The 11,354-nt window shown below is 67.9% G+C and carries 12 protein-coding genes; 2 read left to right on the top strand and 10 right to left on the bottom strand.

All coding sequences use genetic code 11. The features are described from left to right. The 5 genes from NV2_RS15590 to NV2_RS15570 all read right to left on the bottom strand — a co-directional run. Window positions 1-245, bottom strand: a 245-nt coding sequence (locus tag NV2_RS15590) for a LysR family transcriptional regulator (protein ID WP_157102919.1), incomplete at its 3' end; no start/stop codon positions are given. A gap of 141 nt (window positions 246-386) precedes the next feature. After that, entirely contained in the window at window positions 387-1,856 is a 1,470-nt protein-coding gene (locus NV2_RS15585) for an alpha/beta hydrolase (protein ID WP_067873939.1), read from the bottom strand. A gap of 228 nt (window positions 1,857-2,084) precedes the next feature. Beyond that, window positions 2,085-2,786, bottom strand: coding sequence for a DUF3159 domain-containing protein (locus NV2_RS15580; RefSeq protein ID WP_157102917.1), 702 nt, complete (start codon window positions 2,784-2,786; stop codon window positions 2,085-2,087). Between the two features lie 122 nt (window positions 2,787-2,908). Further along, complete coding sequence (locus NV2_RS15575; protein WP_067873936.1) at window positions 2,909-4,837, bottom strand: M3 family metallopeptidase; 1,929 nt, start codon at window positions 4,835-4,837, stop codon at window positions 2,909-2,911. Further along, complete coding sequence (locus tag NV2_RS15570) at window positions 4,827-6,350, bottom strand: DHA2 family efflux MFS transporter permease subunit (RefSeq protein ID WP_067873933.1); 1,524 nt, start codon at window positions 6,348-6,350, stop codon at window positions 4,827-4,829. The genes NV2_RS15575 and NV2_RS15570 overlap by 11 nt, the downstream gene beginning before the upstream one ends. Before the next feature lie 174 nt (window positions 6,351-6,524). Here NV2_RS15570 and NV2_RS15565 point away from each other — a divergent pair, with 174 nt between their 5' ends. Further along, window positions 6,525-6,926 (top strand): DUF1214 domain-containing protein, encoded by a 402-nt coding sequence (locus NV2_RS15565; protein WP_210749187.1) that lies wholly within the window; start codon window positions 6,525-6,527, stop codon window positions 6,924-6,926. On the opposite strand, the gene NV2_RS15560 is transcribed toward NV2_RS15565, so the two are convergent. From NV2_RS15560 to NV2_RS15540, 5 genes are all read right to left on the bottom strand, one after another. Continuing rightward, a complete protein-coding gene (locus NV2_RS15560; RefSeq protein ID WP_168436112.1) occupies window positions 6,927-7,412 on the bottom strand; it encodes a DUF3995 domain-containing protein in 486 nt (161 codons plus the stop codon). It abuts the gene before it with no gap. Between the two features lie 171 nt (window positions 7,413-7,583). Beyond that, window positions 7,584-8,339 (bottom strand): class I SAM-dependent methyltransferase, encoded by a 756-nt coding sequence (locus NV2_RS15555; protein WP_067873926.1) that lies wholly within the window; start codon window positions 8,337-8,339, stop codon window positions 7,584-7,586. 76 nt (window positions 8,340-8,415) lie between these two features. Next, window positions 8,416-9,207: an APH(3'') family aminoglycoside O-phosphotransferase gene (locus NV2_RS15550; protein ID WP_157102922.1), complete on the bottom strand. Its 792-nt coding sequence runs from the start codon at window positions 9,205-9,207 to the stop codon at window positions 8,416-8,418. A 36-nt stretch (window positions 9,208-9,243) separates the two neighbouring features. Further along, window positions 9,244-9,807 (bottom strand): GNAT family N-acetyltransferase, encoded by a 564-nt coding sequence (locus tag NV2_RS15545; protein WP_067873920.1) that lies wholly within the window; start codon window positions 9,805-9,807, stop codon window positions 9,244-9,246. 58 nt (window positions 9,808-9,865) lie between these two features. Beyond that, on the bottom strand, window positions 9,866-10,648 hold the full coding sequence (locus NV2_RS15540) for an MBL fold metallo-hydrolase (RefSeq protein ID WP_067873916.1): 783 nt from the start codon (window positions 10,646-10,648) through the stop codon (window positions 9,866-9,868). A gap of 92 nt (window positions 10,649-10,740) precedes the next feature. Here NV2_RS15540 and NV2_RS15535 point away from each other — a divergent pair, with 92 nt between their 5' ends. After that, window positions 10,741-11,343 carry a TetR family transcriptional regulator C-terminal domain-containing protein gene (locus tag NV2_RS15535; RefSeq protein WP_067873913.1) on the top strand — a complete coding sequence of 201 codons (603 nt, stop codon included), beginning with the start codon at window positions 10,741-10,743 and terminating at the stop codon, window positions 11,341-11,343. Window positions 11,344-11,354 lie beyond the last annotated feature (11 nt).

Genomic DNA, 11,354 nt, shown 5'->3' with positions numbered 1-11,354 from the left:
GCCGTCGCCCGCGCCCGCCGCGCGGCCCGCACCGCGACCTCGGCATCCCGAAGGAAGGCGTGACCGACAACGGTCGGCACCAGCCCGGACGGAGTGCGAGCGAACAGCTCCACACCCAGTTCGCGCTCCAGGGCCCGGATCTGCTGCGACATCGACGGCTGGGCGATATGCAGCCGCTCCGCCGCCGCGGTCACCGACCCTTCCTCGGCCACGGCCAGTGCGTACTCGAATTGCCGCAGACTCATCGGCTCCCGTTCTGCTCAGGCGCCGCACCAGCCAGGTGGCCCGCGGCGCATCGGTCGACTCCGGACACGCGCCGACCGCCTCGCGGTCCGCGCCATCGGAACAACCAGCGCGGCGCAGTGACCATTCCACGGGACTCGAGGTCACCGATGTGCCCGCTCGGCCGGCGGGCAATGCGTTTCCGCACGCGGCAGCATTCCCTCGATCAGATATCGGTCGGTTGCCGTGACGGTGCACTCGTTGCGGTCGGAGACGCCGTGCCCCCACCCGTCGTAGGTGAGCAGTGCGGCACCGGGCATCGCCTCGGTGACTGCGACGGCCCAGGCGTAGGGCGTGGCCGGATCATGCAGCGAATTCATCAGCAGGATCGGGGGCGCGCCGCTCACCTGCGGTCGGTGCTGCGGATTACCCGGTGGGGTGGGCCACCCCGCGCAGATACTTCCCGCGTCCCAGGCGAAATGGCTGCGCAGGGCCCCGGCATTGCGGTTCTGTTCCCGCCACAGCTGCTCCCATCGCTGCTGCCCGGCGATGTCGAAGCCCCAGTCCGAGCAGGCGATGAATTCCGGTGCCGCCACGGACTTTCCGTTCGGTTGCGGCTGCGGCACCGCGAGCGGGAACTGCGGCTCGAGGGTGTCCAGCGTCTGCAGCGCGGTGGCCAGTTCCTGCCATCGGGGCTGATACAGGTGCTGAACAACGAATCTGCTCAACGTCGTAGGCGTCAGTGACGCCTGAGGATCGTTCGGATCCGGCAGTTCGTGTTGTGCGGCACGCGCGTACGACCGGTCGTAGATCTCGGTGATGTCGTGACCGTGCAGGGCGCACGCGGTTTCTCGGCCACACCACGAGACGAATTCGCCGAAGGTGTCGCGGGCGGCACGCGCGGACGTGGTCATGAAGTCCGCGCCGGAGAGGCTGTGGTCGTCGACGCTGTCGAGGATCATGGCACGGACACGATCCGGGAACTGCTCGGCATAGGACTGGCCAGACATGGTGCCGTAGGAGCGGCCGTACAGGCTGATCGTATTCTCCCCCAGCACTTCCCGCACCGCGTCGATGTCTCGCGCGACACTCGTGCTGTCGAGGTGGTCCACCAGCTCTCCGGTGCCCGCGCGGCAGCTGGCGGCCAGCGCCTCGGCGTAGGACTGCACATCTGCGAACCGGGCGCCGGTGTCCGGCACCAGATTCGGGAAGGTATGCGCGAGTCCCTCGTCGCACCGCAGCGGGTGGCTGCGTCCGACGCCGCGCGGGTCGAGACTCACCAGATCGAAGCGGGCCCGGATATCGGCGGAGAAGGTGGGTGCGGACGGCGACGGGTCCGCCAGCTGATCCACCCCGGAGGTTCCGGGGCCACCCGGCAGCACCATCAACGTCCCGATCCGGTGCGCGGGGTCGGTGGCGGACATCCGGGCCACCGCGAGGTCGAGGGTCGCGCCCGCCGGCTCCGACCAGTCGATCGGCACCGTCACGGTGGCACACTGCACGTGGTCGTTCTCGGCGCAGGGTTGCCAGTCCGGCGGGTGGGCATCGGAACTCGAAAGGGAACATGCGGCGGCGCCCACCATGATCACCGTGGCGGTGACCAGGGCGCGAACTACCGTGCGGTGCAGATGCATAGCCGAATCCTGGCAAGCCGCGCCACCCCGGCACATCACCGTGCAGAGCCAGTGCGGAATCACCCTGCAGCGCCAGGTATCCCCCTGTGGTACCAGCCGGACGTACTCGACCGCGATGGCCGATCGGCGGGCGCGGTCGATGTACCGCCCAGCGGCTCGGGTGGTCTCACCACCCCGCCGGGCGGTACACGGTCCGCGCGGTGTAGCGATTGTGCGTTCGGTCGCGGGCTATGCAGCGCGAGATGGGGTCGCTGCTGCCCCGTCCAGCGCAGCGCCGTCGATGCTGGGAGTCCGGATCAGGCGCTTGGTCGAGCGGCGGAACGCCCAGACGATCACCAGCAGGGCGGGCACGGTCAGCGGGGCCCCCATCACGATCTTCGCCAATCCCAGGAGGCCGGTGGCGTCGGACAGGTACAGCCACTCCATCACCACGAACCGGGCGCACAGCACCATCGCCGCCGCAAAGGTCGCGAGATCGTGCGCCCGCCGGGTCGGCCGGTCCTCGCGCCACGGATAGGCGCCGCCGTGCACGGCGTTCCAGACGACCCCGGTCAGCGGACGCCGGACCAGCAGCGAGACGAGCACAGCGACGGCGCCCGCCAGTGACGCCCAGATCCCGATCGCAAAGAAGTCACCGGCCGACCCGGTCCAGGCCGCGATACCACCGGCGAGCAGCACACCCCACAGTCCACCGGACGCCGCGCTGAAGCGTTCCCCGCGCCGCAGCCGCCACACTGTCGACGCCAGCGCGGTGACGACGGCCGCCGCGATGGTGATCGGCAGCGCGACCACGGCGTTGGCGGTCACGAAGACCAGAATCGGCAGCGCCGTGTACACCATCCCGGACGGTCCCCCCACACCGTCGAGCAATGCCTGGTTCAGATCGGCGGGCCGATTCTGCTCGGTCCCGGATACTTTCCTCATCTTCATCGTGGTCTCCCCGGTGCGGTTGCTGCGTCACCGTCCACGAAAGACCGTGCCGTTACGGCACAGTCAAGTCCCCGCGTCACATCCGCAGGTGAGCCGACGTACGTTCGGCGCCCGGCCTCCCCCTAAGAGATCGTCCGCGGAATCGGAGCACGATCCATCCAGGCGGCGAACGCGTCGAAGGTGAACGGGCGCCCGAGGAAGTCGGCGACCAGATCCGCGGCGTCCCGGGAACCTCCCGGTGCGAGGATCCGATCACGGTAGCGCTGCGCCACCGTGGGTTCGAACAAATCGTCCGCGTCGAAGGCCGAGAAGAGATCCTTCGCGATCACCAGGCTCCACATGTAGGTGTAGTAGGCGGAGGTGTACCCGGCGAGATGCCCGAACGAGGTCTGGAAATGAGTCTGCGGCAGACCGGCGACGTGGCTGTAGCGACTGACGGATTCGGAAACCACCGGGGTGTGATCGTCCGGCCGGTCCTGATGCAGCAGATAGGACACCTCGGCGTAGCCGACCTGGGTCAGCACCGAGATCCCCTTGCCGAACTCCTTGGCCGCCTGCATCCGTTCCACCAGGTCGGCAGGGATGGGCGCACCGGTCTCGTCGACCGCGAACGTACGCAGAACCGTTGCGTCCCAGGCCCATTCCTCGAGCATCTGCGACGGTGCCTCGACGAAATCCCATTCCGTGGCGACCCCGGAGAAACGGGCCCACTCCTGACCGCCACCCAGCACGTGGTGCACGAGATGGCCGAACTCGTGGAACAGCGTGACCACATGCTGATGTTCCATCAGGCCACGGGAGAAGTTGCACACCAGCACGCCCTCGGGCAGCAGCCGGTCGGTGATACCGCCGACCAGGTCGAACTGTGCGGCGTGTTTGTACTTGCCCTCGCGTGGATGCAGATCGAGGTAGATCCGACCGCGACGCTGCCCGTCGGAATAGACGTCGTACACCGCGACATCCTCGTGCCAGCGCGCCACGTCGACGGGCCGGTACTGCACCCCGAACAGCCGCCCGGTGACCTCGAGCAGCCCGGCGCGGACCCGCTGGAAATCGAAGTACCGCCGCACTTCCCGCGCATCGACGTCGTACTGTTCGCGGCGGACGAGTTCGGTGTAGTAACCGAGTTCGGAGCGGTCGATCGCAGTCGCATCCGGATCGTCCACGCGCCGCCGTGCGAGCAGCGTCTCGAGGTCGCGGGCCCCGGCGTCCGCGGCCGCGCCCGAGATCTGCCGGATGAATTCGGCGATCGCTCCACCACTGCCGATCATCTTGACTGCGGCGTCGTAGTCGGGCCAGCTGTCGTAGCCGAGCAGCCGTGCCTTTTCGTGACGCAGGTCCAGAATCTCGTGCAGAACAGCATCATTGGCCGGCCAGCCGCGGCTCTCGAATTCGAGCGTCAGATCGCGGCGGGCCCGGGCGTCACGGGAGTAGGTCCGGAACGGCAGGTAATCGGGATAGTCGGTGGTCACGGTGACCAGTCCGTCTTGGACCGGGTGATCAGCGACGAAATCGTCGGGCAACCCGTCGAGCTGCTCGGCGCCGACCCGGATGCTGCGGACGTCTTCGCGAATGGTCCGGCCGAACTCCTGCTCGAGCACCGTGAGTCGCTCCGAGATCTCGCGCAACCGGGACCGGACCTCGTCGTCACGGTCGACCCCGCTGCGGCGGAAATCACGTAGCACGTGCTCGCGCATCCGCGTTGCCGCGTCGTCCGGCCCGGCCGGATCGGTGGCCGCGACCACGTCGTACAATCCGCGATCGAGATCGCGATCCGTGGTGGCGCGATCGACGTCGCGCAGCAGGTCCTCCGCCAGTGCGCGCACCTCGGCATCCGGATGTACTTCGCCGAACAGATGTGCGGCCGAACCGGCGCCGCGCAGCGCGATATCGGCGTCGTTCCACAGCGCGAGCACGGTGGCGGTGTCGCGCCGGCTGCCATCGCGCACAACGGTCAAAATCTCCGTCGCAGAACGCAACCGGTCCCGCACATAACCGTCGAGCCAAGCCGGCCAGTCCGCAGCGGGCAGCGCAAGTGGTTCAGGACTCATGCTCCGACCCTACCGGTGCCGAGGCGCGGTCACGGGCCGCGTGGCGAGGCAGGAACAGGGCCGGGACGATGATCACCGCGGTGAGGGCGAACGCGACCCAGAACGCGAAACCGAAGGAATCGGCGAGCAGCGGTCCGACCACCGGCATCGCTTGTGGTGGGACGGAACTGATCCGGCCGGAACCACCACTGCCGGCAGGCATTCCGTGCTCGGTCAGTTTCCCGGCGAGATGCTGGGTCAACGCCGTCACCAGCAGCGCACTGCCGAGCGAGGCACCGACCTGCTGAATGGCCGACAATGTGGGCGCCGCACGCGTCACCGCATCCTTGCCCAGTCCGGTGTAAGCAGCCGAAATCGTCGGCATCATCACCGCGCCGAGCCCCATGCCGCGCACGAACAGGGCCACACACAGCCAGACATAGGAGGTGTCGGTGCCCACGTGAGTGAACGGAAGAGTGCCGATCAGTCCCAGCACGACACCGACGGGCACCACATAGCCGGCGCCGATCCGGTCGGTGAGCCGGCCACCGATCACCATCGCCACGACGGCACCCAATCCCTGCGGTGCCAGCAGCAGACCGGCGTCGAGGGGGCCCTGTCCGCGCACGGTCTGGTAGTACAGCGGGAGCAACAGCATGCCGCCGAACAATCCGATGGCGACGAGGAAGACCGCGATGGTGCCACTGGCGAACAGCCGGTTGGTCAGCAGGCGCACGTCGACGATCGAGCCGGGCCCCTTGCGCAGGCTGTGCCAGGTGTAGAGGGCCAACCCGGCCACGCCGCCGATCAGCCAGGCGAGCACACCCCATTCGGTGAATCCGCCGCGCGAGCTCGCCTCCGACAGCCCGTATAGCAGGCAGACGAGGCTTCCCGACAGCAGGATCAGCCCGAGCACATCGAGCCGGCCGTGCTCGGGCAGCGCGTCACCGTGCGGCAGCTTCCAGATCGCCAGGGCCAGGGCAAGCGCGCCGACGGGAACGTTGACCAGGAAGATCCAATGCCAGCTCGCGTATTGCACGAGCAAACCACCGATCACGGGGCCGAACACCGGCCCCAGCAGCATCGGCACACCGAGAATGGCCATCGCACGGCCCAGGCGCTCCGGGCCCGCGGCCCGGGTGATGATCGCCTGCCCCGCGGGCAGCAACATGCCGCCGCCCAGACCTTGGATCACCCGGAACGCGATCAGGCTTTCGATCGACCAGGCGGCCGCGCACAGCGCCGAACCCGCCACGAACAAGGCCACCGCGGTCAACCAGACCGGCTTCGGCCCGAACCGGTCCATCGCCCATCCGGTAACGGGAATGACCAGCGCCACGGCCAGCAGATATCCGGTGACGACCCACTGCGTCGTGGACAGATCCGCACCGAGCTGGGTACTCAGCGCATCCAGGGCGACGTTCACGATGGTGGTGTCCAGCACCACCATGACCATCCCGGACACGATGACCAGCCCGGTGACGATGACGCTGCGATCGAGTGTGCCCGACCCCTGGCCGGTGCTTGTTGTCATGTTCGGCTCCTCCGCATTGTGCGGTGAACCGGCCGACGCAGTTCCGAGGTGCAGGTCGGGTCACCGATGGAGCTCGTTCGCACCGATCGTACTGACGGATGGCCACCGGGTCGGTCATTACCGGCTCGACGCTTCGGGGTGCCGAACCGATACGCCTACTCCTCGGCACCGGCGATGAACATTCATTCCACCGGTGCCGGGTCGAAGTACCCGTTCACCTATCACGATGCCGACGGCGAGTTCCTCGACGGCAGCCACATCTACCGGCTACACCTGCCGCCGGACGTGCCGGCGGCACTGTTCTGGGCGACCACGGCCTACAACGTCACCGACGGCACCATGCCCGAAACCGACCAACTGCTCCCGTCGACCAACGGCTATTACGACATTCCGCGCAATAACGACGGCTCGATCGATATCTGGTTCGGTCCGCAGCAACCCGTCGATGTGGTCGACGCGGCCTACATCAAGACCGTCCCCGGCCGCCACTTCATCGTCGCGTTACGCCTCTACGGCACCGAAGTCGCCTTCTACGACCAGACGTGGCGCCCCGACGACATCGTGCGGGTCGATTGATCACCGGCACGTCGCGGTCGACGGCGACCACCGCCGCGCGATGGTATGGCCGGCCGCGGCGAGCAACACACCACCGAGCACGAACCACGGATTCCACAGCACCAGACTCCACCGGGTTTGGTGCGGCCCGACCTCACCGCGGACACCACCCATATCCGTGGCCAGCGCGACCTGAACCAGGACACCGCGGGCCAGCAGTACCAGCCCGGCAAGGCCGATGGTCCACGCCATGATCCGGCGCCACCGCAGTGGCACATTCCCGGCGGCCGCCACCCCGACGAATGCGGCACCCGCCAGCAACACGGCGCCGACACCCCACAACCCGGCGGCAACGAACAGCGGCGGCCGGCGCGTCGCCAGATCCGAGCCCGCCGAGGAGGCCAGCCCCACCGACCCACCCAACGCCCAGAACCAGTGCACCGCCGCGAAGACACAACACCACGTGATCGCAGCGACTACGACCCATCCCCGATACGCCGATCTCATCCCACGCAGCATACGTCGAACAGGATCGGATTCCCGGCTGGAATTCGGCAGCGCCGGTACCGCGCACCGATCCCCTCCGGCACCGACTCACCTGCACCCCACCGCTTTCGAACGCCATCACCGGCCCCGATCATGCCGACGGATCGGTACGGCAGGACTCCGACGAGACGATCAGGGCTTGACTGCCTCGACGAGGGTGCGGGCGGAGTGGGCGACGAACGGCCCGTCCTGCTGGATCCGATCGTGGAGTTGCCGCAACCGATCACGGTAGGCGTCGACGGTGAAGCCCGGGACCATCCAGATCACCTTGCGCAGGAAGTAGATCACGGCGCCGATATCGTAAAACTCCATGCGCAGGCGCTCGGTCCGCAGGTCGACGATCTCCAGTCCTGCCGTGCGAGCGGCGGCGGCTTCGTCGTCGGGACGACGACTGCGTCGCGCCTGCGGTTGTGGACCGAGAAAGTACTCGACCAGTTCGAATACGCTCGCCGGCCCGACGTGCTGAGCGAAATAGGTCCCGCCCCGGCGCAGCACCCGGGCGATCTCGTCCCACCGGACGACGGCGGGATGACGACAGGTGACCAGATCGAACGAGGCGTCGGCGAACGGCAACGTTCCCCCGTCGGAGGTGGCGACCACGACCACACCGCGCGGGTGCAGCAACGAGGTGGCCGCGGCGACATTCGGCGGCCAGGACTCGGTAGCGGCCATGGTCGCCGGAAAGCGCCGGGCCCCGGCGAGCACCTCACCGCCTCCGGTATCGAGATCCACTGCGGCGGTGACGGTCTCGAGCCGGGCACTCATCAACCGCTGGTACCCCCACGAGGGACGCGCCTCGGTGGCCCGGCCGTCCAGCCAGGAGAAGTCCCACCCGTCGACCGACACCGATTCCGCTTCGGTCACCAGTTCTTCGAACGTCCGCGTCATACCGGCATTGTGCCCGCGCTGTGAGGCCGGATCGAATGGTTTTTCGCGCCGGTTCGGCAGCGCCCCCGATCATTGCTCACCCCCAGGTGAGCGGGTCGAGGTGCAGATAGAAATTCATACGATCGTGGTCCGGCGCGAGCCCGTACCGCTGCGCGAACACCGCATCGGCCGCCGTAGCCTGCGCGTCGTCCGCCCAGGTTTCGCGCGCAGTGGCCCGCAGCAGCGCCAGATCGGCATGGCGATCGGCGGCTTCCAGGCGGCCCAGGTCGATGAATCCCGACACCTGCAGTGTCCGCGGGTCCACGACGATGTTCGGCAGGCACAGATCGCCGTGGCAGACAACCGTATCCGCGGCCTCTCGGTCCGCCATCCGCGTCAGCTCGGATTCGAGCCGAGACAGCAACACCTCCGGCGGCGTGTGCTGCTGCTCGACGGGGAGGAACTCCCGATTCACGGCACGACGGCCGACGACCTCCCGCGCCATCGCGATCATCGAGTTCAGACCGTGCTCGAACGGGCACCGTTCGAGCGGTAGTTGGTGCAGCTCGCGCACCGCGTCGGCGATATGTCCCCACGCTGCGCGCAGGTCCACGGACGACAGCCGGTCCGCGGACACCCCTCGGACAGCGCTGGTCATCAGCAGTGCTCCCATATCGCACGAGTGCCAGTCGAGCACCCGTGCGCCCGGTATCCCCTGCTCGTTCAGCCAACCGACCCGGTCGCGTTCCGCCCGCAACGCGGCAGCTTCCACGGCCGGAACACATTTCACGTACCTGGCGGCGCCGTCATCGTGAAAGACCCGTGCCCCCGACTCGCCGGCCGTGACAGCTGTCCAGCCTTCGGTCCCGAACCCCGCGCCCGACAGCATCTTTCGGAAATCGAGGCACTCACCCATTCCGATACTCTAGCCAGGGTCAGGGCCGTGCAGGCGCGCCGTAACCAGGGTCTGCTCCGCACCGAACGCCTGGAAGGTGTCCACCGGCCGGAAACCCAGACGGGCCGCGAGTTTCATCGAACGAGTGTTCGCGGTCTGGGTCACGATCAGGACCGGTTGATCGGGAAGTTCGGCCGCAGCCACACGTAGCGCCGAGGTCGCGGCTTCGAAAGCAAATCCCGATCCCCAGGCTTGCTGCCGCAGGACGTAGGACAATTCCAGTTCCTCGTCACCCTCGGTCAGGTGTCCGGGCTCCGCTGCCGACCTGCGATTCAGCATCAGCGTTCCGAGCAGCAGATTCGTTTCCTTGTCCGCGATGACGTACACGCCCGGGGCGGCGGTCACAGCGGCAGTACCGACCTCGTCGAGGTATTGCTCGACCGCCGCACGAGGCCGTGGACCGCCGAGATATGTCCGCACTCCCGGATCGGTCTGCAACTCGATGAATCCGTCACGGTCGCCGTCACGCGCTTTGCGCAGCAGCAGACGATCCGTGGCGATCTCCGGGGCGGACAGCGTAGGCAGTGGGCTCATGAAGCCATGGTGCTCGATTGCCCGACGTCGCGCTCGGGCGCCGCGGCGGAACGTCGGATCAGGTGGCCAGGTCGAGCCATTCTCCGACGGGCAGCACGCGGGCGCGTGGCCCGGCGTGGGTGCGGAACTCGTTCTCCGGGTCGGAGACCTCGAGGTAGCCGGCGATCTTGTCCGGCTGGTCCGGCTCGTAGTGCATCGGCACCGCATACCGGGCGTCGAGGATCTCCGCGGCCACAGCGGCCTGCCTCGGGTCCATTGCGCAGGGCAGCGGGCTCGGTGGCTGCTGGTGCGGCACGTCGACCACAGCACCGTTGGCGGGCAGCACCACCGCATCGAACGGGTTGAACCGGCGCGCGACGAGCCACCAGTAGCCGTGGAACATCGTGTCGCCGCCGTGGAAGATTCGCTGCCCGTCGGCCTGCACCACCCAGTTCAGTTGCGGGTCCCCCAGCCCGTCCACGGCGGGGACCGCGGTGACCCGGAACGGCCCGAGTTCCCGAGTGGACCAGGCTTCCACGATCTCGACGGCCAGCCGGTGCCGGGCGAGCTCGCCCTCGGCCGGCAGCGTGGTCACGTTGTCCACATCGTCCCCGGGGCCGGGTGCCGGTCGCAGCACCGGCGCCCCCGGCGTCAGAGCCTCGGCGAGCGCGGCCGCATCGGTGTGGTCCCGGTGCAGGTGCGTGACCAGCGCGGCGGTGACCGTTCCGCTCGGCGTCGCCAGCCCGTCGCCGCCCTGCCATCCCGTGAACAGTGGCGAGATGTCGCGCACGTAGTCGATCACCAGACGCTCACCGCTCGCCTCGATTTCCAGTCCGGCCCAGCCCAGTCGTCGCATCCGCATATCGCACTCCTTCGTCCCGGTGGTCGTCCAGAACTTTAGAGCACGACCGTTCCCTAAATCAATAGAGAACGACCGTGCGCTATTCTCGTCACATGTCACCGCGACGCTCAGCAGCCGAAGCGCAGGCCACCAGGGGCAGGATCCTCGACCGTGCCGCCGAGATCGCCTCCGAGGAAGGACTGGACGGCATCACGATCGGCCGGCTCGCCGAGGACCTGCAGATGAGTAAAACCGGGGTGCACAAGCACTTCGGCACGAAGGAGACGCTGCAGATATCCACGCTGGACAAGGCGTTCGTGGACTTCTGGCATCGGGTGGTCGACCCCACCCTGACCGAACCGCCGGGCCTACGGCGGCTGCACGCGGTGTGCGCCAACTCCGTGGACTACCTGGAGGCGCCGCTGCTACCCGGCGGCTGCCTGATGACCGCGGCCCTCACCGAGTACGACGGCCGCCCCGGCCGGATCCGCGACGCGGTGGCCGAAGTGTGGTCGCGCTGGCGCGATCAACTGCGGGCAGATCTGACCGTGGCGGTGGACAACGGCGAATTGGCGGCCGGATTCGATATCGACCAGGCACTGTTCGAGATCATCGCCGCCGGACTGGCACTGAACGCGGCCATGCAGCTGCAGCACGACCGGACAGCCGCTGACCGGGCCCGCCGCGCGATCGAACGAGCCCTGAACCAAGGCTGACAATTCAGAAC

The organism is Nocardia vermiculata NBRC 100427 (assembly GCF_001613265.1).
GTDB lineage: Bacteria > Actinomycetota > Actinomycetes > Mycobacteriales > Mycobacteriaceae > Nocardia > Nocardia vermiculata.
Note: the sequence above shows the minus strand (reverse complement) of the source record. Positions and strands in the feature narration are given on the sequence as shown.